A 25,531-nucleotide genomic window follows, 5' to 3' on the forward strand; every position below is an offset into this window, starting at 1 on the left:
AATGTGATACCGCTATCGCGAGCAAGCTCGCTCCCACAGGGACTTGGGGAAAGGTCAGAAATCGCGCTTGTAGAAGATATCCAGCGAGCTGGCGACGCCGCTGGCGGCTTCGAGGTAGACCTTCTTGCTCAGCTTGTAGCGCAGGGCGATGGTATTGGCCGGTTCGAACACCCCGACGCCGTAGCGCAGGCTGAGTTTTTCCGACAGGTTGCCGCTGGCGACCACGCTGGTTTCGTTGCCGCTGCCCTGAGTGTCGAGTTGGAAATCCTCGATCCCGAGGTTGTTGGCCAGGCTGGTGGTCACGCCGGAACTGCCCATCAAGCCCAGGCCCAGTGCAGCCTGGGCGACCATGTTGTTGTCCTCGCCGGTGGTACTCAGCGGCCGGCCCAGCACCAGATAGGACAACGCCTGCTCCTGGCTCATGGCCGGCTCCGAGAAGATTTGCGTGGTGGGTTGCTCGGCGCTGCCGCTCAAGCGGATGCCGGCAATCACATCGTCGGTCTGGCGGATCGCCTCGATGTCCAGGTACGGCTGATCGATAGGCCCGGCGAACAACAAGCGCGCCCGGCGCACCGTCAACCGCTGCCCATAGGCCCGATAGCGGCCGTCGTTGAGCCAGAGCTCGCCGCGCGTGTCCATGTTGTCGCCGATGTGCACCTGTCCCTGGACGTTGGCGGTGAGCCCGAATCCGGAAAAGGCGAGCTTCTCCTGGCCGACGATCACGTCGATGTCCATCGCCATGGCCATCGGTGCCTTGCCCTCTTCGGTCTGGTGGCCGACGATCACCGTGTCGTCCGAAACCTTGACGGTCGACGGCGGCAGTTCGCGAATGGTGATCTCGCCCTTCGGCACCAGGACTTTGCCGGCAATCGCCAGCCGCTCGCCCTGCAGCGTGATCTTCAAGTTCGGCGCCACGTCCAGCACCGCATAGGGCTCGACGGTCACTGGCAGCTGCGAGCCCTTGAGGGCCAGGTCCATGGTCAGCGCGTCGCCCCAGCCGATGTTCCCGGTCAGGCGGCCCTGCCCGTTCTTGCCACTTTTCCAATCGCCATCCAGACGCACCGTTTCACCGGCGATCATCGCCCGCAGTTGCAAGGCTTCGACGCTGACCGGCAGTTCCGGGCCGGACACTTCGCCGTCACTGAGCACCAGGTTGCCGTTGACCTGCGGCGCGAGCAACCCGCCGGACAGCGTGCCACTGCCGTTCAAGTGGCCCGTCAGGGTTTCCACCATCGGCACGAACGGACGGGCGACGGACAGGTCCAGGCCGCTCAGGCGGAACGAACCGCTCAGCGGCTTGCTCGCTGGCAACGGATTGATCCGCGCCTGGACCATCAGTTCGCCGAGCCTGGCGCCGACGAAATTCAGATCGGTATCGATGCGCGTGGGTGTCAGGCGGCTGTCGAGCGTCAGGGTCTGGTAGGGGAAGTCCAGCCACTGTTCTTTATCCCGAATGCGCAACGTGCCGCCGCTGGCATCCACCAGCACCCGGCCATTCGGGCCGCTGGCCGGCAGGTCCAGTTGCAGGTCGGCGTTGAGCCGGCCTTGCCAGGCAAAATCCTTGGGCATCCACTGGGCCAGGCTTTCGATGGGGAATTGCTTGAGGTGATAGCGCAGCTTCGGCTCCGGCATCAGCCGCTGGTCTTCGCCGCACAGGCTGGCCTGGCCGGAGCGCCAGCAGTGGGCACCGAAATTCAACGTGCCATTGGCCAACCGTTCCAGCTTCGCTGGCGCTTGCAGGCGCCAGTCCTGACCGCCGACCTGCAGGTCGCCACTGGCCAGACGTCCTCGCCAGTTGCCTTGATCCAGCGTGCCATCAAGGGCCAGGCTGGTTTTCAACTGGGGCCCTTGCAGGTCGACCTGCAGTTTCTGTTGCTTGATATCGCCCTGTCCGCTCAGCGTCAGGACGCCAAGGGCGGTGTCGCCGCTGCGGATACCGCTGGCCTTGAGATCGACTTTGCCCCGTTGCGCGCCGTCGAGCGTCGCGTCCAGGTTCAGGCTTTGCAGATGACTGTCCTGAAACGCCAGCTGCGTGCCTTGCAAGTCGAGCTTGCCTTGGGGGGCCTTGAGCGTGCCGGCCACGTCGACACGCCCGCTGACCTGACCGCGCAACTGCGGCCAGAGCTGGGCCAGGCGCGCAAGCTTGATGTCGATCTGGCCGGTCAGTTGCTGTTGCAGGCTGCCCGTGCCGCTGATGCGGTTGTCGCCGAGGCGGATATCCAGTGCGCCGAGCTTCCATTGTTCGCCGGCGCCGCTGGCCTTGGCCTGGAACAGCGCCGGCTGGCCGCGCAACTTGCCCTTGAGGTCCACGTCCGCGTCGAGTTCCATGCGCTGGTTTTTCATCGAGCCTTTACTGCGCAACGGTCCGGCCAGCGTGCCGGGCAGTTCGGCGAGCCAGTACGCCGGATTGACCGATGACAGTTGCAGCGCGGTGTCCCAGGCGATGCCGTCGGCAAATTGCAGGTCCAGATGTCCTTCGGCCTTGCCCTGCCCGGCGGCGAGCTTGAGTTCCGGCAAGTGGATTTGCGTCAGGTTGCCGCTGAACGGGCTGCCCAGGCTGAACGCCCCGGCGGGACCGTCCAGCGCCGCCTGGAAATTGCCCAGGTACTGGCCGTCGGTGTACGAGACTTCGCCATTAAAACTGCGCAGTGTGACTTGCGGCTCGTCGATCAGCGGATAAAGGCGATGCCAGGGGAAATCCAGCCAGGCGACTTTTGCTTCGGCGTTCAGCCCTTCACGCCAATCCAGCTGCCCGGTGAGCTTGAGGGTCTGCTGATTGCCGGCGTCGAGATCCAGCCCGGCGACTTGCGCGCCATTGGCGTCCACCTTGCCTTGCAGCAGCAACGCCACCGGCCCCTTTTCGGCGGGCAGAGTCGCCTTGCCAAGCAGTTGATAACCGTTCTTCAGGTCGCCTTCGCCGGTCAGTTCCAGTTGGTTGAGCAGCAGCGTGTCCGGCAGATCGGCGCTGGCCTTGAAGCCGTCGGCGGTGATGCGCACCTTGGCCGGCAGGTTATCCGCCAGCGGTTGCAGTTCGCCCGTCAGGTGGCCTTGCAGATAACCACTGCTGTCGGCCGTGAGGTTGAGGGTCTTGAGCAGGTCGCCGGCGACTTTCAGCTCCAGTGCCCAAGGCGTCGCGCCCGGCGCCGGCAGGGTCAACTGGCCCGTCGCGTTCAGCGGCCAGTCGCCGCGCGGTTGCAGCAAGCCGGACAATTTCAGGCTCAGTTCGTCGCGCTGCAACTGCACCGAGTCGATCTGCAAACCCTCGGCGCTCCAGTGCGCCACCAGTTGCAGCCCCTTGAGCTGCTCGCTGCCGTTGAACGACAAGCTGCCTACCTGGACATCGCCCAGTTCGATCGCCAACGGCAAGTCCAGGTCCGGCAGGCTGATCGGGCCGCTGCTCGGTTCATCGGCGGTGGCTGGCAACTGCACGGCGATGGTGTCGGCCTTGAGCTGTTCGATGCACAGGGTCATGCGCAGCAGGCACGCCGGCGACCAGGCGAAGTTCGGCCGCTCCAGCGCCACCCGGCGGGTATCTTGCTGCCACAGCACCCGATCGGCGCTCCACTGCCCGCCCAGCCGTCCCTGGAAATTCTCCACGCTCAGGCCCGGCACCAGGCCGAGGGCCCAACGGCTGCCAAAGGCCGTGCCCAACACCATGCTCAAGGCCAGGACGACCGTCAGCAGCAACCCGGCGAGCGCCAGGAGCGTTATTTTCAAACCGCGATTCACAACTCGGGCCCCATGGAAAAGTGCAGTCGAATGCCGCCGTCGTCGTCCATCGCATGGGCCAGGTCGAGACGGATCGGGCCGACCGGCGAGACCCAGCGCACGCCGACGCCGACGCCGGTCTTGAGGCTTGGCAGCTCAAGGCTGTTGAAGGAGTTGCCCTGGTCGACGAAGGTCGCCACGCGCCATTTCTCCGCGACCGAATATTGATACTCGACGCTGGTGGCGACCATGTAGCGGCCACCGATGCGATCGCCCTCGGAGTTTTCCGGCGACAGGCTCTGGTAGTCGTAGCCGCGCACGCTCTGGTCGCCACCGGCGAAAAAGCGCAGGGACGGCGGGATCGACTTGTAGCCGTTGGTGGCGCTGCCGCCCACCTGGGCCCGGGCCAACAGGCGATGCTTGTCGAACACCGTGGTCAGGCCCTTGACCATGGCCGTGCCATACAAGAGGTTGTTGTCCGAGCCGAGTCCTTCCTTGGCGACCTTGGTGTCGAATTGCAGACGATAGCCGTTGTGCGGGTCGATGCGATTGTCGCTGCGCAGGTACGAATAGCTGACGCCGGGCATCAGCAAGGTGCTCAGGCCCGAATCGTCGCCGAGGCGGTATTCCTCGCGCTGCCACTTGAGCGACACCACCCGCTGCCAGCCGCTGGGCAGCTTGCTGTGCCATTCGGGGCCCACGGTCAGCAGTTTGCTGAGGGTGTCGGTGCCGGACAGTTCTTCATATTGATAGCCGCCGGCGTAGCGCAGCTTGTCGGTCAGCGGGGGGTCGAGCGGCACGTCGTACCAGAGGCCGACGTTTTGCCGGGGCGCCGATATTTCCGCTTCCCAGCCATAACTGTGGCCCTGGGGATTGACCCAGTGACGCGTCCAGTTGGCCTTGGCGCGCGGGCCGACGTCAGTGGAAAACCCCAGGCCCAGGCCCATGGTGCGCGGCTTGCGGGTGTCGAGCCGGACCGCCACCGGGATCACATTGTCGGTGGCCGCGGTCGGCGCCGCATCAACGCGCACGCCTTCGAAATAACCGCTCGACTGCAAGGCCTGGTTGAGTTCGGCAATCAATTCGGAATCGTAGGGCGCGCCCGCCTTGAACGGCACCATGCGCTGCAGCAGGTCCTCGTCGAACGGCGTATCGCCGTCGAAACTGACCGGGCCCAGTGCGTAACGCGGGCCGCTGTCGTAGATCAGCTCGACATCGGCAACGCCGGCCTTGGGATCCACGCGCAATGTCTGGCTGACAAACTTTCCGCTGAAAAAACCATAACGCGAGGCCTGGTTCTGGATCGTTCGCTTGGCGTCTTCATAGCGTCCGTGATTGAGCACCGCACCCGGCTTGAGACCGGCGTTGTCCGGCACCCGGAAACTCTTCAGCGAGGCCGCCGGGCCGTCGACGCGGATCGTGACATTGCGCAGGTGCACCGGCTCGCCGGGGTCGATGGTCAGGATCAGGCGCGGGTTCTTGCCAGCCTTGACCTCGCTGTCGATCTGCGGCTGGTAATAGCCGAGCGCCTGGGCCGCCTTGCGCGCCTGCTCCTCGGCGCCGCGACTGAAACGCAGCAGTGCCTCTTCGTCACGCTCACCGAGGCCACCGATATAGCCCTCTACATTGGCCTTGAGCTCGTCGTTGGACGGTTTGACCCGTACATCCAATTCACTTTGTGCCAGCGCGGCGCAGCTGAGGGACAGCAAGAGCGCGCCACTGGTCATTCGTCCTGGGAAATTCATGGCGCGGATGCTATCACGAGCTTGGGAGCCTGATAGAGCCGGACGCTTCGCAAAAGTTCGTCCGATTATGCCGTCGCGCTGTGTAAAACCTGCGGGTTGGCGTGAAAGAACACATGCTCGCGGACCGGTCCTACCGCGATTTCGCCGATTTCCTCATAGCCCTGGCGTTTATAAAATTCCAGGTAGCGCGGGTTGCCGGTATCGAGCACGACGCCTTGGGAATGCTCGTCCACCGCACACCAGTTATGGACTGCCGCAAGCAACTGCTCGCCGTAATGCTGACCCTGGAACTGCGGATGAACCCCCAGCAGCGGCAGCACATGGACCGCGTCCGATGGCAGGCAGGCCAGCACCGCGGCGTGATATTCCAGATAACGCCGGGTGCAACGAAACCCCGTGCTCAAGACCATGCGCAGGCGCCAGGCCCAGCTTTCGGTAATGCCCAGGCGCCGCTGCGGCGGGGCAATCAGGGCGATGCCGATCAGGCGGTCGTTGACCAACAGGCCGATGGCTGGCAGGTCCTGGAAGAAATGCTGCTTGACCAGTTCACGCACCGTCGCCCGCACCCGCTGTTCGTAACCGGGACGCTCGGATTCGAACAGGTAGCTGAAGGTCGGCTCATGGCGGTAGGCCTGGTACAGCAATGAACGCGCTTCGCGGGAATAGCCGCTGTCGAGCATGTGGATATCAGCGGTAATGGTGTCAGGCATGGTGGTGGATCTCCTGGGCGAGGCTCGGTGAGGCCCTGCTCTTATTGACTACGAACCCGTCAGGGCTGCGATCGTTCCTACATGCCAGAGGACATTAGCAGTGCATTTGTCCTACCGCCACGCTGGCTCCCTTCCGACATGTCAGCTAGCATCGCAGTTTTGCCAGGACAGCCGACCATGAAGATCGTCTCCTTCAACATCAACGGGCTGCGTGCCCGCCCCCATCAGTTGGCGGCACTGATCGACAAGCACCAGCCGGACGTCATCGGGTTGCAGGAAACCAAGGTTCACGACGAACAATTTCCCCTGGCCGAGGTGCAAGCCCTGGGTTATCACGTGCATTACCACGGGCAGAAAGGCCATTACGGCGTCGCCCTGCTCTCGCGCCAGCCGCCGCTGACCTTGCACAAAGGCTTCGAAACTGACGACGAAGACGCCCAGCGGCGTTTCATCTGGGGCACCTTCGCCGATGCCCATGGCGTGCCGGTGACCATCATGAACGGCTATTTCCCTCAAGGTGAAAGCCGCGACCACCCGACCAAGTTCCCGGCCAAGGAGCGCTTCTACAGCGATCTGCAGCAACTGCTGGAAACCCGCTTCAGCAACGACCAGCCGGTGGTGGTGATGGGCGACGTGAACATCTCCCCGGAAGACTGCGACATCGGCATCGGCCCGGACAACATGAAGCGCTGGCTCAAGACCGGCAAATGCAGCTTCCTGCCGGAAGAACGCGAATGGATGGCGCGCCTGAAGAACTGGGGCCTGGTGGACAGCTTCCGGCACCTGAACCCGGACGTCAGCGACCGCTTCAGCTGGTTCGACTACCGTAGCCGCGGTTTCGAGGACGAGCCCAAGCGCGGCCTGCGCATCGATTTGATCCTCGCGTCCCAAGGCCTGCTGCCACGGGTCAAGGACGCCGGCGTGGATTATGAATTGCGCGGCATGGAAAAACCCTCGGACCACGCGCCGATCTGGCTGGAACTGAGCTGAATAGCAGCCTTCCACTCCATCCCCTGTGGGAGCGAGCCTGCTCGCGAAAGCGGTATTCCTGTCGAAAATGATGGCGCCTGACACAGCGCTTTCGCGAGCAGGCTCGCTCCCACATTCGACCGGGTCGGTCATTCGCTCCGCGTCGCAACCCTGTCATCTTTCAGCAACCTGACTGACTTAATCTTCCGGCACCTCCCTGGTTCGAAAAGGTGCCGGCATGCGGCTGTGCGTTGTGTTTTTCATGAGCTTCTGGCTGCCGCTCATGGCATGGGCCGGCGCCTTGCCCGTGCCCGAACACGGCCCGGCCCTGCGCATCCAGGGCTCCAATACCATCGGCGCGGCACTGGGGCCAGCCCTGGTCAAGGGCCTGATGCTAGGCCAGGGATTGCTCAGGGTCAGCAGCGAAATAACCGGCCGGGACAATGAGCAACGGATCGTTGGCTGGACCGCCGAAGGCAAGCGCGTCCAGATCGACATCGCGGCCCACGGTTCCAGCACCGGATTCGCCGCCCTCAAGCAAGCCAGCGCTGACCTGGCAGCCTCTTCCCGACCGATCAAGGACGGTGAACTGAAGGACCTGTCGGCGCTCGGCGACTTGAAAAGCCCGATGGCCGAGCAGGTCATCGCCATCGACGGCCTGGCAATTATTCTGCATCCGCAAAACCCGTTGCGTCAGCTCGACACCGTGCAACTGGCGCGCATTTTCAGCGGTGAGGCAAAGACCTGGGAAGCGGTGGGCAGCGTCGGCGGGGCCATTCATTTATACGCGCGGGACGAACAGTCCGGCACCTACGATACCTTCAAGGAACTGGTACTCAACCGACAAGGAAAAAAGCTCGATCCTACGGCCCAGCGCTTCGAATCCAGTGAGCAATTGTCCGATGCGGTCAGCCAGGATCCGCAAGGCATCGGCTTCATCGGCTTGCCCTATGTACGTCAGGCCAAACCCCTGGCGCTCGTCGACGGCGCCTCGCAGCCCATGCTGCCGCTGAACAACCTGATCGCCACCGAGGACTATCCTCTGTCCCGGCGCTTGTTCTTCTACTTGCCGCCAGCGCAAACCAACCCATGGGCCGAAGCCCTGGTCGACTTCAGCCAAAGTGAACAAGGCCAGGCCATCGTCGCAGCCAACGGATTTATCGCCCAGACCATCCAGGCCATGTCCGTCACGCCCAACGCGCTGATGCCGGAGGGTTACCAGGCCTTGAGCCGCCATGCCCAGCGCCTGACCGTGAATTTCCGCTTCGAGGAAGGCAGCGCCAGCCTGGACAACAAGGCCCATCAAGACCTCGGTCGGGTACTCGACTATATAAGGCAACACGGAAAACTCGACCGGCGCGTGACCCTGGTGGGTTTTGGCGACCTCAAGGACGACCCGGCGCGAGCCGACCTGCTGTCGAAGTTGCGCGCCATGGCGGTGCGGCGGGAACTGGTCAAGTACGGCGTGACGTTGCGCGAGGTCCGCGGCTTCGGCGCGTTGATGCCGGTGGCGGCCAACAATGAAGACGAAGGCCGGGTGCGCAATCGGCGGGTGGAGGTTTGGGTTTATTGAAACTCGGCCAGCACAATGCAATAAAGCCTGGCGGCGTGCCTGATTACGCCGGAACTACTGACAGTTCTGATAGTAGCCAAATGCCGAAGAATCGCTGAGCCTAAAGCCAACTTCACTTCGAGTAACGGCCAGTGCCTGACCCGTCTGCTGCAACCGTTTTGTGCCTGTACCACTACGACCCGTTGGATCGCTTGGGGCAAGTCACGCCTTATGAGAATACGGGCGCTCTGCGGTTTTATAGAAAAGACCGACTGGTGACTGAGTCTCAAGGGACGAGGCACATCAGTGTCGTACAGGACGGTGATCGTCTGCTGGCGTTGCTTCTACACGAAGACCAAAAAATCAGCCCCCGACTGTTGATCACCGATGAGCAGCGCTCATTATTGAACAGTCTTGGCGCCGGATCGCTTCAACCGCCCGCCTTTGCTCCCTATGGCTATCTCCCTACGGAAAGATCCCGGGCGAACCTGCTCGGCTTCAAGGGTGAACGGCCTGATTTCGTGACCGGGCACTATCTGTTAGGCAATGGCTATAGAGCCTACAACCCTGTCTTGATGCGATTTAACAGCCCCGACAGTTGGAGCCCTTTCGGCAAGGGCGGCATAAATGCCTATGCGGCGTTCGACGGCGATCCGGTGAATAAAAATGACCCCGGCGGCCATTTTTCCTTTTTCATGATTGTGAAACTTACAAGCGCCTTGAAGAAATGGAAAAACCGAGCGCTGTTCAAGTTGGAGCGAATGCCTGACATACCGTTAAAAAACGTACTGGGTTACCTCAATGGCAACGACGTCAAATCCTTGGCCATGACGTCCTCAAAAATGTACAGGAACGTAAAGAACAGTCGCCTTCCCATGAAAAAAGTAGTGGCAAATACCGAGCCAGGGACAGTCGACCAGGCACAACGATTATCAGACATTTCCTTTGGCAAGAAGCAAGGCTATCTTCCCGCCCAAGTCATTGGGGACAGACGCTATGCGGCCATCGCCAAGGGCCAGGAACTACCCGACGGGGAACTAAGAGACTTTCGCATCCATCGCGAACGGATCAGGAAGGAAGCCAGCAGAACAAGAAGAAAGGAGATATATGGCGAGGATGCAGCCAGCGACACCAGTGTCGACAGCGATTGAATTCCTGCAAGGCAGGCGAACCTCTCCAATCATTTTTGACGGCTGCTGCGCAGCCGAGCGGGAGCAAGCTCCCTCGCCACGAAAAGCCTCGGGGTTTACCGCGCAGGCCTCTGTGTAGGACCGAACTCCCGCGTCTTGCGCCTTTGCCTACAACTACGCCAGAATCCGCCGGCTTGTGCGCCTTGGGGTTGGGCTTTACTGTGGCCCGGTCGTTGAAAAATCAGCGATCGGGTTTGGTAGCCCGGGCTTTCGGTGCATAGCGTCACCTCTTGTGAGTGCAATCATGTGCCTCGCTTTATGGTGGCCCTGCGCAGGGTCTCTCCGGAGACGCCGGCTTCCGATGCCCGGTCTACCAACCTTCGTATGGCCACCACCCTTCGTTTGGTAGCGAGAGGGTTACGGCTCCTTCTGACGCATCGGAGATTCACCATGTTCAAACCAACACCCAACCCACCGGACACCGATCCAGCCACCGCCGCTCCAAGAGAAACCGATCCCGGCCAACTCTTCACCGTCATCAACGGCATCGACACCGAATCCCTGCTCGCCAACCTCAGCGAAACCCTCGCCTCCGCCAACGCCATGGTCGGCTACCTGGCCTTCGACCTGGAAGACTCACGACGCCACATTGCCCTGGGCATCCAGCAACTGATCGAACTGGGCGCACTCCTGGCAAACCGCGCGCTGGACAACGTCGACCCACGCTAGCCGCTTCAACACATCCCCTGTGGGAGCGAGCTTGCTCGCGATGGCGGTAGGTCAGTCAACATCTGCTGGACAGACAGATCGCTATCGCGAGCAAGCTCGCTCCCACAGGTTTCTAGGTGTTGGTCCGCCCTTGTATCAAAACAAAACTGGGCCTGCTGCGCAGTCCAGCGGGAGCAAGCTCCCTCGCCACGAAAAGCCTCAGGGTTTACCGCGCGGGCCTCTGTGTAGGACCGAACTACCGCGTCTTGCGCCTTTGCCTACAACTACGCCAGAATCCGCCGGCTTGTGCGCCTTGGGGTTGGGCTTTACTGTGGCCCGGTCGTTGAAAAATCAGCGATCGGGTTTGGTAGCCCGGGCTTTCGGTGCATAGCGTCACCTCTTGTGAGTGCAATCATGTGCCTCGCTTTATGGTGGCCCTGCGCAGGGTCTCTCCGGAGACGCCGGCTTCCGATGCCCGGTCTACCAACCTTCGTATGGCCACCACCCTTCGTTTGGTAGCGAGAGGGTTACGGCTCCTTCTGACGCATCGGAGATTCACCATGTTCAAACCAACACCCAACCCACCGGACACAGATCCGGCCGCCGCCCATCCAAAAGAAACCGATCCCGGCCAACTCTTCACCGTCATCAACGGCATCGACACCGAATCCCTGCTCGCCAACCTCAGCGAAACCCTCGCCTCGGCCAACGCCATGGTCGGCTACCTGGCCTTCGACCTGGAAGACTCACGACGCCACATTGCCCTGGGCATCCAGCAGCTGATCGAACTGGGCGCACTCCTGGCAAACCGCGCGCTGGACAACGTCGACCCACGCTAGCCGCTTCAACACATCCCCTGTGGGAGCGAGCTTGCTCGCGATGGCGGTAGGTCAGTCAACATCTGCTGGACAGGCAGATCGCTATCGCGAGCAAGCTCGCTCCCACAGGGTTTCTAGGTGTTGATCCACCCCTTGTGTCAAAACAAAAGACCAGGCCTGCTGCGCAGTCCAGCGGGAGCAAGCTCCCTCGCCACAAAAGCCTTTCTTCCCGGGCTGCTACCGTGCGGCCAATTCCATGATCATCCGCGTCAGCAGATAAATCCTCGGCACCACGCTTTCGACCTCGGCATATTCCTCGGGTGTATGGATATTGCCGCCGACGATGCCAAAGCCGTCCAGCGTGGGTGTACCAACGCCGGCGGACAGGCTGGCGTCCGCCGCGCCGCCGCTGCCTTCCTCGGTCAGTTTGCGGCCCAGCTCGCCATAGATGCCCTGGGCCATGGCCATCAACCGGTCCGACTCGGCGGTCTGTGGCATCGGCGGCAAGCCGCGCTGCAGGCTGGTGGTGACTTCGGTGTCGGCGATCAGCTTGTCCTTCGAGACCCGGGCCAGGTCTTTTTCGATGCGGTCGAATTCTTCCGGCACCGCTGCGCGCACGTCGGCCTTGGCGGTGGCTTGGTCGGGAATCACGTTGGTCCGGTCACCGGCCTTGAGCACGGTGAAGTTGATGGTGGTCTTCTTTTCCGCGTCGCCCAGCTTGCCCAGTTGCAATATCTGATGCGCCGCTTCCATTGCCGCGTTACGCCCCAGTTCCGGTGCGACGCCGGCGTGGGCCGCCTTGCCCTTGACTTCCACCAGCGCGGTTGCGCTGCCCTTGCGCCACACCACCAGGCCGTCGGCCGGGCGCCCCGGTTCAAGGTTGAGGGTCACGTCATGGACCTTGGCGGTTTTCTTGATCAGGTCGGTGGCGACGTCCGAACCGGTCTCTTCGCTGGCATCGAGCAGGAACGTGATCTGCGCGTAATTCTTGAAATCCAGATTCTTCAGCACCTTCAGCGCATAGATGCCGGCGACGATGCCGCCCTTGTCATCCATCACCCCCGGCCCGTAGGCGCGGCCATCCTTGATATGGAAGGGACGTTCGGCCGCCGAGCCTTCCTTGAACACCGTGTCCATGTGGGCCATCAACAGGATTTTCGCCTTGCCGGTACCCTTGAAGGTTGCCAGGACATGCTGGGTGCCGTCCGAATTGGGCACTTTTTCGATGGTGGCGCCGAGCTTCTGCAACTCGTCGATCGCGATGTCGCCAACCTGGGTCAGCCCCGGCACATAGCCGGAACCAGAGTCGATGTTCACCAGGCGTTCAAGCAGTTTCAGCGCCTCGCCCTTGTACTGCTCGGCATCGGCCAGCACCTGTTGATGAGGTTGCGCCAGGGCCGCCGGGGCGAAGGCACCAAGGGCCAGGCTCAGGCCGAGGCCGATGGCGAGACGGGAGCGACGAACGATAACGGTCATGAGTTCATCCTTGTTTCATCTGGAAAGCATCATCGGGAAGGTCAACCAGCACCCTACCCGACAATTCGCCACGGCTCTAGACCGCGGACGCCTCCAGCACCGGCCGATGTCGCTGACAGACAACCCGGTTGCGTCCGCTGCTCGTCAAATAGCCTTTATCGATACAAGGGCATTTATTCCGACCGATCAACGTGGCTCCCCGCGGATTTTGGCTATACATGAAAAAGGGAAATTCATTGGTACGGGGTCTCGATCGCCTTGTCTTGGTATGGAGGCAACATATGCTGGTGTTGTGGGTGGTCCTTGCGGTGTTCATCGCCTGGAGCTGGTTGACGTATCCGGGCATCGGCCATGTGCTGTATGACCTGGGCATGGCCCTGGAAGCGCGTCTCTACCGGCTGCACAAGATTACCGTGCCCATCAGCGAAATGACGGTGTCGACCTGGCAGGGCGGGCCCTATGAAGCGTCCGGCAGCGTGCTGATGCTGCATGGCTACAGCGCCGACAAGAACCTCTGGTTGCGCTTCGCCCGGCATTTTGTCGGCGATTACCGGGTGGTGATTCCCGACCTGGCCGGCCATGGCGAAACCGGCTTCAAGGCCGGCGGCGGTTATGACATCCCGACCCAGGCGCGGCGAGTGATCGAATTGCTCGATGCCTGTGGCCTGGACAAGGTCCATGTGATCGGCAACTCCATGGGTGGTTACCTCGCAGCCTGGCTGGCGGCGACGTCGCCTGAGCGGGTGTTGACCCTGGCGCTGATCGATCCGGCCGGGGTCACCGCCCCCGAACCCAGCGACATGGAACGCCACCTGGCCGCCGGCCACAACCCGTTCCTGGTTGATTCTCGAGACGATTTCGCGCCGTTCTACGCCATGACCATGGCCTCGCCGCCCTGGCTGCCCAGTGTGGTGCTGGCGGCGCTGGCCGAGCGTTATGAACAGCGCCGGGAGGAACTGGCGGAGATCTTCGTCGATTTACGCGCCAGCCCACCAATGGAACCGCGCCTGGCCGACATCCGCGCCCCTTCGTTGCTACTCTGGGGGCGCAAGGACCGGTTGATCGACGTCAGCAGCGTACCGGTATGGAGCAAGGGCATCGCCGACCTCAGGGTGGAAATCTGGGACGGGGTCGGGCATATGCCGATGGTTGAAAAACCGCGCAAGACTGCGGCGTTGTACCGGGATTTTCTGAAGGGGTTGGGGCAGTGAAAACAATAACGAGTACTCAAGTAAATCCACTCTGTGGGAGCGAGCTTGCTCGCGATAGCGCAGGCACATCCAACATTGATGCAAGCTGACCCGCCGCCATCGCGAGCAAGCTCGCTCCCACAGGGGTTCCGCGCCGACTCAGAGGTATCTGATTGCCATGAACATCCTCTACGACGAGCAGCTCGACGGCCCGCTGCCGAACGTGAACAAGCAGGCCTTGCTCGACGCCATGCAGGCACGTATTCCGGACCTGGATATCCTGCACCGCGATGAAGACCTCAGGCCCTACGAATGCGATGGGCTGTCTGCCTACCGGACCACGCCGCTGCTGGTCGTGCTGCCGCGGCGGGTCGAGCAGGTGCAGGCCTTGCTCAAGCTGTGCCATGAACAGCATGTGCCGGTGGTGGCCAGGGGCGCCGGGACCGGCCTGTCCGGTGGCGCCCTGCCCTTGCAAAACGGCGTGTTGCTGGTGATGGCGCGCTTCAACCAGATCCTGCACGTCGACCCCGACGCCCGCACCGCGCGCCTGCAGCCAGGGGTGCGCAACCTGGCGATTTCCCAGGCGGCGGCGCCGTACGGGCTGTACTACGCGCCGGACCCTTCCTCGCAGATCGCCTGCTCCATCGGCGGCAACGTCGCGGAGAACGCCGGTGGCGTGCATTGCCTGAAATACGGCCTGACGGTGCACAACCTGCTGAAGCTGGAAATCCTCACCATCGAAGGCGAACGCCTGGTGCTGGGCAGTGAGGCCCTGGACTCGCCAGGCCTGGACCTGCTGGCGTTGTTCACCGGCTCCGAAGGCCTGTTGGGGATCATCACCGAAGTCACCGTCAAGCTGTTGCCTCGCCCCCAGGTCGCCAAGGTCTTGCTGGCCAGCTTTGATTCGGTGGACAAGGCCGGACGGGCGGTGGCCGAGATCATCGCGGCCGGGATCATTCCCGGCGGCCTGGAAATGATGGACAACCTGGCGATCCGCGCCGCCGAGGATTTCATCCACGCCGGCTACCCGGTCGACGCCGAAGCGATCCTGCTGTGCGAGCTCGATGGCGTCGAGGCCGATGTCCACGATGACTGCGAACGGGTCCGCCAGGTGCTGCAACGGGCCGGTGCCACCGAGGTGCGCCTGGCCCGGGACGAGGCCGAACGCCTGCGGTTCTGGGCCGGACGCAAGAATGCGTTTCCGGCGGTAGGCCGCCTGGCGCCGGACTATTACTGCATGGACGGGACCATCCCCCGGCGGGCATTGCCCGAGGTCTTGCAGCGCATCGCCAGCCTGGGCCGCGAACATGGCCTGCGGGTGGCCAACGTATTCCATGCCGGCGACGGCAACATGCACCCGCTGATCCTGTTCGACGCCAACCAGCCGGGCGAGCTGGAGCGCGCCGAAACCCTGGGTGGGAAGATTCTCGAACTGTGCGTCCAGGTGGGCGGTAGCATCACCGGTGAACACGGCGTCGGCCGGGAGAAAATCAACCAGATGTGCACGCAGTTCAACAGCGACGAACTGCTGCTGTTCCACGCGGTGAAAGCCGCGTTCGATCCGCTTGGCCTGCTCAACCCCGGCAAGAACATACCAACCCTGAACCGCTGCGCTGAGTTCGGCGCGATGCATATCCATGGCGGGCAATTGCCGTTTCCTGAACTGGAGCGATTCTGATGACCGCGCAAGTCGACCGCGACGCCAGCGAGCTGCTGCTGGAGCAGGTCAACCGCGCCCGGGCGAGCGATACGCCGCTGCGCATCCAGGGCTCCAACAGCAAGGCGTTCCTGGGACGCCAGGTGGCCGGCGAGGTGCTGGACACCCGTGCGCATCGCGGCATCGTTGACTACGACCCCACGGAGCTGGTCATCACCGCCCGCGCCGGCACCCCGCTGCGGGAACTGTTGGCCGCGCTGGACGCCGCCGGGCAGCGGCTGCCCTGCGAGCCGCCGGCGTTCGGCGCGGACGCCACGGTGGGCGGCATGGTCGCCGCCGGATTGTCGGGGCCGCGCCGTCCGTGGGCCGGCTCGGTGCGCGACTTTGTGCTCGGCACGCGGATGATCAGCGGCCACGGCAACCTGTTGCGCTTCGGCGGCGAGGTGATGAAAAACGTTGCCGGCTACGACCTGTCGCGCCTGCTGGCCGGCAGTTTCGGCTGTCTGGGGGTGATCACCGAAGTGTCCTTGAAAGTGCTGCCCAAGCCCCGCCACGGCTTGAGCATCCGCCTGGAAATGGACAGCCGCGAAGCCCTGGAAAAACTCGCCGAATGGGGCCGACAACCCTTGCCCATCAGCGCCGCCAGCCACGACGGCGATTGTCTGCGCCTGCGCCTGGAAGGCGGCGAGGGTTCGGTCAGCGCGGCCCATCAGCGCCTGGGCGGCGAAGCCATCGACGATCAATACTGGACCGAGCTGAACGAACATCGCCTGCCGTTCTTCGCTGAAGACCTGCCCCTGTGGCGCCTGTCGCTGCCCAACGCTACCAGCCCGCTCGACTTGCCCGGTGCGCAACTGATCGATTGGGCGGGCGCGCAGCGCTGGCTGAAAACCGACGCCAATACGGTCCAGGCCCTGGCGCGGGAATGGGGCGGCCATGCCGTCTGCTATCGTCCTGGCGCTACCTCAACGCCGTTCCAACCGTTGGCCCCGGCGCTGCTGCGCTACCACCGTCAACTCAAGGCGAAGCTTGATCCCCAGGGACTGTTCAATCCTGGCCGAATGTACGCGGAGTTCTAGATGCAGACCCGGTTCAGTGAAAAAAGCCAACGCCTGCCTCGCGCCGAAGAGGCCGAACGGATCCTGCGCAGTTGTGTGCACTGCGGCTTCTGCAACGCCACCTGCCCCACTTACCAACTGCTCGGCGATGAACTGGACGGCCCGCGCGGACGCATCTACCTTATCAAACAGGTGCTCGAAGGCCAGCCGCCAACCGCCAGCACCCAACTGCACCTGGATCGCTGCCTGTCGTGCCGCAACTGCGAAACCACCTGCCCGTCCGGCGTCGACTATCACAACCTGCTGGACATCGGCCGGGCCGTGGTCGACGCGGCCGTGCCCCGCCCCGCCGGCCAACGCGCCCTGCGTCTCGGCTTGCGGGGCCTGGCCACGAGTCCCGAACGATTCAAGAATCTGCTGCGTCTGGGAACGCTATTCCGCCCGCTGCTGCCGGCGAACCTGGAGGCCAAGTTTCCACGGTCGGCGGCGTCCCCCGGCACGCGCCCGGCCGTGCGGCATTCGCGCCGCGTGCTGATGCTTGAAGGCTGCGTGCAGCCGGGCCTGTCGCCCAACACCAATGCGGCCGCCGCCCGGGTGCTGGACCGGCTCGGCATCAGCGTCGTTGCCAGCCCTGAAGCCGGCTGTTGCGGCGCGCTGGATTATCATCTCGACGCTCAACCCACCGGGCTGGACCGCGCCCGGCGCAACATTGACGCCTGGTGGCCGCACCTGCAGGACGGCGCCGAGGCGATCGTCCAGACCGCCAGCGGCTGCGGCGCGTTTATCAAGGACTACGGGCATCTGTTGGAACACGATCCCGCCTATGCCGCCAAGGCGAAACACGTAAGCGAACGTGCGCTGGACCTGGTGGAGGTACTCGGCAACGAACCGCTGGAAAAAATCTGCGCCGCCAGGGATCAACGCATCGCCGTCCATTGCCCCTGCACCTTGCAACACGCGCAAAAACTCGGCGGCACCGTCGAAGCCCTGCTCACACGGCTGGGCTTCAACCTCACCGAGGTGCCCGACGGCCACCTGTGCTGCGGCTCGGCCGGGACCTATTCGCTGACCCAGCCGGCGCTGGCGCGACAATTGCGGGACAACCGTCTCAACGCGCTGGAAAGCGGCCGGCCGGAGTTGATCGTCACCGCCAATGTCGGCTGCCAGAGCCACCTTGACGGTGCTGGTCGCACGCCCGTGCGGCACTGGATCGAGCTGGTGGATCAGTCCCTGGCAGAATGAAGTCGTGAAGATTCTTCGTTTGCCGACACTGGCGAAGGCTGCGATCTTTTGTCCATCTTTCCCACAGCCCTCGCCAGGAATTCCCACGATGAGCTTCGTCAGCCCCGACCTGATCCGCCAACGCTTCTCCAGGGCGATGTCCGACATGTACCGCGACGAAGTCCCGCTGTACGGCGCGTTGATGAACCTGGTGGAGCAAACCAACGCCCGCGTGTTGGGCAACGATCCACAACTGGCCGAACACCTGCGCAACACCGGCGAACTGCAGCGCCTGGATCTGGAACGGCATGGCGCGATCCGCGTCGGCACCGCCGCCGAGCTGGCGATGCTGGGTCGGCTGTTCGCGGTCATGGGCATGCAGCCGGTGGGCTATTACGACCTCACGCCGGCCGGGGTGCCGGTGCATTCCACGGCGTTTCGCGCCGTGCATGAAACCGCACTGCAAGTCAGCCCCTTTCGCGTGTTCACGTCGCTGTTGCGCCTGGAACTGATTGAAAACACCGAGCTTCGGGCCTTTGCCGAATCGGTGCTGGGCAAACGGCAGATCTTTACCCCCGGCGCCCTTGAACTCATCGAGCTGGCCGAACGCCAGGGCGGCCTGACCGAGCCCCAGGCCGAGGAATTCGTGTTGCAAGCGCTGGAAACCTTTCGCTGGCACCACAGCGCCACCGTCACCGCCGAACAATACCGCCAACTGAGCGCCCAGCACCGGCTGATCGCCGACGTGGTGGCGTTCAAGGGTCCGCATATCAATCACCTGACGCCGCGCACCCTGGACATCGACATTGTCCAGGCCCAGATGCCGGTGCACGGCATCACGCCCAAGGCCGTAATCGAAGGCCCGCCACGTCGCCAATGCCCGATCCTGCTGCGCCAGACCAGTTTCAAGGCGCTCGATGAACCCGTCGCGTTCACCGACCAACCACAATCCCAAGGCAGCCACAGCGCCCGGTTTGGCGAAATCGAGCAACGCGGCGCGGCCCTCACGCCCAAGGGCCGGGCGCTCTACGACCAACTGCTGAATGCGGCGCGGGACGCCCTGGGCGCATTTCCCAACGAGGCCAATGCCGAACGCTACAACACGCTGATGGCTGAACACTTCGCCGACTTCCCTGACACCCTCGACGAACTGCGCCGACAAGCGCTGGCGTACTTTCGTTATTTCGTGACGCCAGCGGGGCTGGCCGCCAAGGGCGCGATTGAACGGTCGAGCTCGCTGGAACACTTGCTTGAGCAGCAATACCTGCGCGCCGAACCCTTGGTGTACGAAGACTTTCTTCCGGTCAGCGCCGCCGGCATCTTCCAGTCGAACCTGGGCGATGCCGCGCAGAATCACTACGCCGGACAGTCCAATCGGCATGCCTTCGAAACGGCGCTGGGGCGGCCGACCATCGATGAACTGGGGCTGTATGCCGAGACGCAGCAGCGCTCCGTCGATGAATGTCTGCACACGCTGGGGCTCTGAAAACCAGCGCAGGAAGCAGAAGCAGCAAGTTGCGCAAGTCCGACAGCAGCATCCGCTCGACTTACGCGCCTTGCTCCCGGCAACACGGTGCCTGGTGCGTGGGCAGATCAATGCGACGCAGCGTGCAGCCGTTTGCGTGATTTGCCGGGCGCGTGACCCGACGTTCGCCCCGAAAACAAGCTAATGCCTTGATCTGGCTGTATTTTCTTGTCGATGGCACGGCTCTTGATAACGCTCAGACCGCCTCAGGACGATTCGCGTCCCGGGGCTTCTCAGTTTATCCAGGAAGGAGAGCATCCATTGGCTACCCCCGCTTACATGTCCGTCACCAGTGAAAAACAAGGCCTGATCACTGCCGGTGCGTTCACCGCCGACTCGGTTGGCAATACCTATCAGGAAGGTCATGAAGACCAGGTCATGGTGCAGGGCTTCGAGCATCAGGTGAACATCCCCCGCGACCCTCAATCGGGCCAGCCAACCGGCCAGCGCGTGCACAAGCCGCTGGTCATCACCAAAGTCTTCGACAAGGCTTCGCCCCTGCTGCTGGCAGCCCTGACCAGCGGCGAACGCCTGACGAAGGTGGAAATCCAGTGGTACCGCACATCGGCCGCAGGCACCCAGGAGCACTACTACACCACCACCCTGGAGGACGCGATCATTGTCGACATGAAAGACTACATGCTCAACTGCCAGGACCCGGGTAACAGCCACTTCACCCATCTGGAGGATGTTCATTTCAGCTATCGGAAGATCACCTGGACTCACGAAGTCAGCGGCACTTCGGGCTCGGATGACTGGCGCACCCCGACAGCGGGCTGAGTCATGCAGGTGTTCGCCCAGTGTGACGGCCTCGGCATTCCATGCACTGGTAAAGAGCCTGGCACTGGGCGAACGAAAACAATGATAGTGGAGCTTGCCGGGGCTGTCCGTGAGGCCCGCTTAAATAATTATTCACGTAGCGTAGCGAGGGACCTTGTTTCTCGCCACCAAGGACTCAATCGCGCCGTGCCGTTTTTTGCGCATCGGTTTCCTGCGCCTCGGCATTGCCTTGCTGTTCTCGCTTGGCCGGGTCGTTCGGCCGTAGCGCGTCGTTGTCTCGCTCCACTTCGCCGGGCAGAGCCGGCTCGTCGGGGTTGTGTTGCGTCTGATCGGGACCGGTCTTCATGGTGGACTCCTTGGGTGGTGGTGCCAGTGGCTGGCGTTTGGTTGGATGGCGGCGAGGGCTGTCATCCAGGACCGGGTGGTCTTCTTCGCGAGCAGGCTCGCTCCCACACTGAAACGCGTTCTCCTGTGGGAGCGAGCCTGCTCGCGAAGGCAGCCCACGAAGAATCAGGCGTCAGGATCGGCCACTTCCTCCGCCACATTCGCATCCGGCGAGCGCTGGTGCAGTTCCTCGGCCTTGGTCTTCAGCGCCTGCCAGCGGTCCAGGTCAATGGCTCCCTGGCCAAACAGGTCGTCGGCCAGCCGCATCAGCTCGGTGAAATGAGCGTCGGGCGACTGCTGGAAGTAGGCTTTGTCGTCGAACAGCCGCTGCCAGTCGGCCAGCGACGGAGGTTTGAGGTCATCGCTCATGAGGGGCTCCCGCGAGGCATTCATAAAGTATGAGAGGCGACGAATGTCGGGAGTTCCGGTGATTGTCAGTAGCCGGTCATTTCCAGGTAGCCGATGCCGCCACGATTGCCGCTCAGTTGCACCGGCCCTTCCCAATAGGGAATACGCAGGTTCATCCAGGCAGCGGGGTTCAGCGCCTGAGTGGTGATCTCGAGCTGCCTGGTGGGAATCCTGATCGACCAGCGCACCGGCATCGAGCGTCCCGCAACCTCGGCGGTGTCCAGCGGTTCGAGGCTGATTTCGCTGGCGCTCAGAGTCGTTGCCTGGCCCTGGGCATCGATCCAGGTGCCGGTGAGGTACGGCGCGCCCTTCTTGTGCCGCATGCGGTAGAGCATGACGTGTTCGCCATTATCCAGATGCAGGGAAAACCAGTCCCATCCGGTCTGGTTCTCGGTCAGCGGCTGGCTGCTCCATTCCCGGTCGAGCCAGGCCGGACCACTGACCTGATAACGCTGGCCATCGATTTCCAGATGGCCGTTGGCCTGGAAGAAAGGCTGGCTGTAGTAATACGACGCCTGGCCCTGCTCGGATTTCTGGCTGAAACCCTGGTTGCCTTGCAGGACCAGCGGGCGCGTCGAAGTGAGTTGCAGCTCATAGCCGAAACGTGCATCCCGCGCCTTGAGCTGCATCGCCGCCAAGGGATCGGTGCCCGCGCTTCGGGTGGTCAATTGCCAATCGTCGATCCAGGCATCGAACGGGGTCGTGCGCACTCCGGCCTGCCCCACTCCGCCCCGGGCATAACGTTCGGCGGCATGTTGGACGGTCGCGGAAGTGACCGCGGCATGACCGAGCCAGATGGTCTGGTTACGCCAGCCACTGGCCTGGGGGGCGGCATCCTGGCTGCTGCGGAACAACGTCCACTGCACGCCGAAATCCCGACCTTCGGCATCCTTGAGATTGGCGGTGACATACCACCACTCGATACGAAACCCGTCATGGGCACCATGATCGGCCGGAAAACTGAACACGCGCCCGGGCACCACGGGCGTAAATGCAACGGCCTGGTTGCCAAGGCCGGCAAAACCTTTTTCCGGCGCCGACGAGTCGTCGCAGCCGCCGAGCAAGGCCAGCAGCATCAGGCCGATTCTAATTTTCATGGGCAAAGGTCCTGAGCAGATCCGCCGGTTGCGTGCGGTACAGCGCGTACAGCGGCCACGCCGACGCCAGCAGCGTGGCGAACATTGCCAAGCCCAGCAGCTGCGCCAATTGCAGCGGGAACACCCGCAACGGCAGGCGCCAGCCAAACGCCTGCACGTTGATCACCGCATCCAGGCACCAGGCCAGGGCGATGCCCAGCGGCACGGCCAGCAGTAAGGTCAGCAGCGCCAGCAACCAGGTCTGGCCGAGGTTGAGCAGCATCAGTTGCCGACGCGTTACCCCCACGGCCCACAACGGCGCCAACTGACCGAGACGGCTCTGGCTCTGGGTCAGCAGGCTGATGAACAACGCCACTCCGGCGACCGCCAGGGTCAGGCTGTTCAGCGCGGCGGTAGCGGCAAAGGTGCGCTCGAATACCTGGGTCGACCAGCCCTTGAGGCGAGCCTGGTCGACGATGTGACTGTCATCCAGGCTGAACCGGCTTTGCAACGCCGCCAGCAATGGCCCGATGGCGGACGGCTCGATGCGCAGGTTGAAGCGATTTGGCGTCAATTGCGGCCAGTGCGCCAGTAGGTGATCGGCGTTGATCAGCACATGCCCCTTGGGATTACCGTAATCGGCATAAATCCCGACAACCCGCGGTGTCCATGGCCCTTGTGGGGTCGGCAGGGTCAACCGGTCGCCGACCTCCACTTTCAGGCGCCGGGCCAGTTGTTCGCTGAGCATCAGCGTGTCGGCGCCGGCCAGTTGGTCCCAGGCCTGCTCACCGGCCGCCTCCAGCAAGGGCCAGTGCAGGCGATAGGAAGGGTGATCGATGATGCCGTAGATATCCGTCGGCCAGCCTTGCAGAGGGACCGATACCTGCCAGTTCGGCAGCACGGCGCTGATACTCGGTTGTTGCTTGAGCCATTCGTACAACTCGCCTGCCTGGGCCGGGGTCTGTGGGTTGATGTACAGCTCGGCGGTGAGCCGCTGTTCGAGCCAGTCGCTGAAGGTCTGGCGGAAACCTGCGGTCATGCTGCCGGCACCGATATTCGCCGCCAGCGCCAGCAACAACGCCATCAGCGCCAGGCTCAACGTTGGCAATTGCTGGCGGCAATCGGCGAGGAACCATTGGCCGAGCACGGAACGGTTGCCGCGCAACAACCGGTCCAACACAGCGTTGAGCAACACCGGCAGCGCCAGCGCCGCGCCCAGCAACAACGCCGTCATCAGGACAAAACCGCTCGCCAGGCTGTCGCCCCAGACCAGCGCCGCCACGGCGATCAGCGCGGCCAACAGCGCCACCCCGCCCTGGCGCCGCAACCACCGCGCGTGGGCCTGGTGCCAGGCCTGGGGATTGGCCAGCGCCAGCAAGGGCAGGCGCGCCGCCCGCAACAGGCTTTGGCCCCCGGCCAGCAACGCACCGAGCAGGCCCAGGCCCACGCCGCCGAGCCACCACCAAAGGCTGAGGTGCAACTGCCCAGGCACTTCGGCGCCGTACAGACCGCGCAGGCTCGCCGCGACATCAGGCAATAGCAGACTCGCCAGCCAGTAACCGCTGAGCACCCCGGCAACCCCGCCGAGCAAGGCCAGCGCGCCCAACTCCAGCGCCAGGCTGGCGACCAGTACCCGCGCACTGACGCCACAGGCGCGCAAGGTGCGCAGGAGGCTGCGCCGTTGTTCCAGGGCCAGGCCGATGGCGGCATGAACGATGAACAGTCCCACCACGAATGACAGGAACCCGAGCGCATCGAGGTTCAAATGAAAGCTCTCGGTCAGGCGCGTCAAGTTGTTCTCCTCGTCCGCGCGCTTGAGTTGCAACAGGCCGTTGAACGCCTCGGGCAAGGGCGCGGTGAACGTCGCGGGCAACAGCAATCGCGAGACCTGCTCCGGCAATCCCAGGAGCTGCTGGGCGAAGCCGATGTCCATCAACAGCATGCCTGGCGCCATGTCCGGCTGTACCTGCAGCGGCGGCAAGGCCTGGCCGTCGGCGCTGCGGGGCCGGTCGCCCACCTTCAGCCCGAGGGCCTGCAACGTCTGCGGGGCGATCCAGGTACGACCGGGCCCGGTGAAGAAATCCACCACCTCGGCAATCTCCCGCGCTTGCCCCGCCACGGCCGAACCCGGCGGCAGCGACACCGGGTCGATGCCCATCAATTGCAAGCGCTGGTCTTCATGCCCCGCAAGCGTCAGCCGCCCCTGCAACACCGGCGATACGGGCCAGCCCTGACGCCGCAGGTCGACAAACCATTGCTGTGGGAACGAGCCCCCGCCGGGAGCACTGAGGCTGGCCTGGGGTTCGCCGCCGATCAGTTGGCTGGCCCGGGCGTAGCTGTCCCGGGCCTGGCTGTTCAAGGCCTGCACGCCGGTGAGCAGGCTGGTGGCCAGCCAAAGCCCGGTCAACACACTGAAAAATTGCACTGGGTGCCGACGCCAGTGACTGAGCAGCGCCTTGAGGGTCTGGCGAAAGATCATCACGCCGGGCCCGCTTGCGCCAGGCGCCCGCCTTGCAATACCACGCGATGCGCCAGGCGCGCCGCCACCCGCTGGCTGTGGGTAACCATCAACAGGCTGGTCGGGCTGCCATCGAGCAATTCCAGGAGCAATTGCAGCACCTCATCGCTGGTGGCTTCGTCGAGGCTGCCGGTAGGTTCATCGGCCAGCAACAACGGCGGCCGTGAAGCCAGCGCCCTGCCCAGGGCCACCCGTTGTTGCTGACCACCGGAAAGCTGCTCGGGATAACGCCGCAACAGCTCCGACAACCCGAGCCGCTGCACCAGATGCGCTTGCCACGTAGCGTCGAAACGACCGCACAGGCGCGCCTGGAACGCGAGATTGTCTTCCACCGCAAGGCTGCTGATGAGGTTGAACTGCTGGAACACCAGGCCGATTTCGGTGCGCCGCCAGTTCGCCAACTGGCTTTCGCTCATGTCTTCGAGCCGGTGCCCCGCGCTGTGGATGCTGCCCCGATCGACCTTGTCGAGGCCGGCGACCAGATGCAGCAAGGTACTCTTGCCGCTGCCGGATTCCCCCATCAGCGCCAGGCTGCTGCCGGGAGGCAGCGTCAAGTCGATACCTTGCAGCACCGCCAGGGGGCCCTGGGGCGTGGTGTAGCTTTTGAAGACGTTTCGGACCTCAAGCATGGGCAACTCGGCTGATCGACAAGGGCATCAGGATAGCGGAGGTTGCGCTGTGCGCAGAGTTCCAAAAACATGTGATGCGGGTTTGTTTGTAATAGCGGCAAGCCCAGGGGAATTGCAAGCTGACCGGACGCCATCGCGAGCAAGCTCGCTCCCACAGGTTAGTCCAGTGAATCCAGAATCTGACTCAACACAAATCAAATGTGGGAGCGAGCTTGCTCGCGATAGCGATGCACCAGTCGCCACCAAAGCCACTGATGCAGCGCCCCCGA

The 25,531-nt window shown here is 63.3% G+C and carries 20 protein-coding genes; 11 read left to right on the forward strand and 9 right to left on the reverse strand.

The features are described from left to right. Nucleotides 1-54 precede the first annotated feature (54 nt). The 3 genes from PSH78_RS17275 to PSH78_RS17285 all read right to left on the reverse strand — a co-directional run bounded on the left by PSH78_RS17275 (nt 55) and on the right by PSH78_RS17285 (nt 6,163). Nucleotides 55-3,729, reverse strand: coding sequence for a translocation/assembly module TamB domain-containing protein (locus PSH78_RS17275; protein WP_305495696.1), 3,675 nt, complete (start codon nt 3,727-3,729; stop codon nt 55-57). After that, a complete protein-coding gene (locus PSH78_RS17280; RefSeq protein WP_305495697.1) occupies nt 3,726-5,453 on the reverse strand; it encodes an autotransporter assembly complex family protein in 1,728 nt (575 codons plus the stop codon). The genes PSH78_RS17275 and PSH78_RS17280 overlap by 4 nt, the downstream gene beginning before the upstream one ends. Before the next feature lie 65 nt (nt 5,454-5,518). Beyond that, entirely contained in the window at nt 5,519-6,163 is a 645-nt protein-coding gene (locus tag PSH78_RS17285; RefSeq protein ID WP_305495698.1) for an N-acetyltransferase, read from the reverse strand. A gap of 177 nt (nt 6,164-6,340) precedes the next feature. On the opposite strand from PSH78_RS17285, the gene xthA reads away from it, so the two are divergent. From xthA to PSH78_RS17310, 5 genes are all read left to right on the forward strand, one after another. Next, nucleotides 6,341-7,153 carry an exodeoxyribonuclease III gene (xthA, locus tag PSH78_RS17290; RefSeq protein WP_305495699.1) on the forward strand — a complete coding sequence of 271 codons (813 nt, stop codon included), beginning with the start codon at nt 6,341-6,343 and terminating at the stop codon, nt 7,151-7,153. 217 nt (nt 7,154-7,370) lie between these two features. Further along, nucleotides 7,371-8,705 carry a phosphate ABC transporter substrate-binding/OmpA family protein gene (locus tag PSH78_RS17295; RefSeq protein ID WP_305495701.1) on the forward strand — a complete coding sequence of 445 codons (1,335 nt, stop codon included), beginning with the start codon at nt 7,371-7,373 and terminating at the stop codon, nt 8,703-8,705. Nucleotides 8,706-8,959: 254 nt separating this feature from the next. Beyond that, on the forward strand, nt 8,960-9,835 hold the full coding sequence (locus PSH78_RS17300; protein WP_305495703.1) for an RHS repeat-associated core domain-containing protein: 876 nt from the start codon (nt 8,960-8,962) through the stop codon (nt 9,833-9,835). Nucleotides 9,836-10,264: 429 nt separating this feature from the next. After that, nucleotides 10,265-10,543, forward strand: a complete 279-nt coding sequence (locus PSH78_RS17305) for a DUF6124 family protein (RefSeq protein WP_305495705.1) — start codon at nt 10,265-10,267, stop codon at nt 10,541-10,543. A gap of 539 nt (nt 10,544-11,082) precedes the next feature. Continuing rightward, nucleotides 11,083-11,361, forward strand: a complete 279-nt coding sequence (locus tag PSH78_RS17310; protein ID WP_305495707.1) for a DUF6124 family protein — start codon at nt 11,083-11,085, stop codon at nt 11,359-11,361. Between the two features lie 216 nt (nt 11,362-11,577). Here the strand turns inward: PSH78_RS17310 and PSH78_RS17315 are convergent, their stop codons facing one another. Continuing rightward, entirely contained in the window at nt 11,578-12,816 is a 1,239-nt protein-coding gene (locus PSH78_RS17315) for a M20/M25/M40 family metallo-hydrolase (protein WP_305495709.1), read from the reverse strand. A 281-nt stretch (nt 12,817-13,097) separates the two neighbouring features. Between PSH78_RS17315 and PSH78_RS17320 the strand changes: the two genes are divergently transcribed. The 6 genes from PSH78_RS17320 (at nt 13,098) to PSH78_RS17345 (ending at nt 20,247) form a co-directional block, all read left to right on the forward strand. Then, nucleotides 13,098-14,027 carry an alpha/beta fold hydrolase gene (locus PSH78_RS17320; RefSeq protein ID WP_305495711.1) on the forward strand — a complete coding sequence of 310 codons (930 nt, stop codon included), beginning with the start codon at nt 13,098-13,100 and terminating at the stop codon, nt 14,025-14,027. Nucleotides 14,028-14,184: 157 nt separating this feature from the next. After that, nucleotides 14,185-15,684 carry a glycolate oxidase subunit GlcD gene (gene glcD, locus PSH78_RS17325; RefSeq protein ID WP_305495713.1) on the forward strand — a complete coding sequence of 500 codons (1,500 nt, stop codon included), beginning with the start codon at nt 14,185-14,187 and terminating at the stop codon, nt 15,682-15,684. Further along, on the forward strand, nt 15,684-16,742 hold the full coding sequence (gene glcE / locus PSH78_RS17330) for a glycolate oxidase subunit GlcE (RefSeq protein WP_305495714.1): 1,059 nt from the start codon (nt 15,684-15,686) through the stop codon (nt 16,740-16,742). Before glcD ends, glcE begins: the two co-directional genes overlap by 1 nt. Next, nucleotides 16,743-17,963 carry a glycolate oxidase subunit GlcF gene (glcF, locus tag PSH78_RS17335; RefSeq protein WP_305495715.1) on the forward strand — a complete coding sequence of 407 codons (1,221 nt, stop codon included), beginning with the start codon at nt 16,743-16,745 and terminating at the stop codon, nt 17,961-17,963. It begins immediately after the preceding gene. Nucleotides 17,964-18,051: 88 nt separating this feature from the next. Continuing rightward, entirely contained in the window at nt 18,052-19,428 is a 1,377-nt protein-coding gene (locus tag PSH78_RS17340) for a VOC family protein (RefSeq protein ID WP_370870956.1), read from the forward strand. A 300-nt stretch (nt 19,429-19,728) separates the two neighbouring features. Beyond that, on the forward strand, nt 19,729-20,247 hold the full coding sequence (locus tag PSH78_RS17345; protein ID WP_305495717.1) for an Hcp family type VI secretion system effector: 519 nt from the start codon (nt 19,729-19,731) through the stop codon (nt 20,245-20,247). A gap of 175 nt (nt 20,248-20,422) precedes the next feature. Here the strand turns inward: PSH78_RS17345 and PSH78_RS17350 are convergent, their stop codons facing one another. The 5 genes from PSH78_RS17350 to PSH78_RS17370 all read right to left on the reverse strand — a co-directional run bounded on the left by PSH78_RS17350 (nt 20,423) and on the right by PSH78_RS17370 (nt 25,262). Then, entirely contained in the window at nt 20,423-20,593 is a 171-nt protein-coding gene (locus PSH78_RS17350; RefSeq protein WP_305495719.1) for a hypothetical protein, read from the reverse strand. A gap of 164 nt (nt 20,594-20,757) precedes the next feature. After that, a complete protein-coding gene (locus PSH78_RS17355; protein ID WP_305495721.1) occupies nt 20,758-21,000 on the reverse strand; it encodes a hypothetical protein in 243 nt (80 codons plus the stop codon). 65 nt (nt 21,001-21,065) lie between these two features. After that, nucleotides 21,066-22,136: a lipocalin-like domain-containing protein gene (locus tag PSH78_RS17360; protein ID WP_305495723.1), complete on the reverse strand. Its 1,071-nt coding sequence runs from the start codon at nt 22,134-22,136 to the stop codon at nt 21,066-21,068. Further along, complete coding sequence (locus tag PSH78_RS17365; RefSeq protein ID WP_305495725.1) at nt 22,126-24,597, reverse strand: FtsX-like permease family protein; 2,472 nt, start codon at nt 24,595-24,597, stop codon at nt 22,126-22,128. Before PSH78_RS17365 ends, PSH78_RS17360 begins: the two co-directional genes overlap by 11 nt. Next, nucleotides 24,594-25,262, reverse strand: a complete 669-nt coding sequence (locus tag PSH78_RS17370) for an ABC transporter ATP-binding protein (RefSeq protein ID WP_305495727.1) — start codon at nt 25,260-25,262, stop codon at nt 24,594-24,596. Before PSH78_RS17370 ends, PSH78_RS17365 begins: the two co-directional genes overlap by 4 nt. Nucleotides 25,263-25,531: the final 269 nt, after the last annotated feature.

Origin of the sequence: Pseudomonas sp. FP198 (genome assembly GCF_030687895.1) — a bacterium.
Lineage (GTDB): Bacteria > Pseudomonadota > Gammaproteobacteria > Pseudomonadales > Pseudomonadaceae > Aquipseudomonas.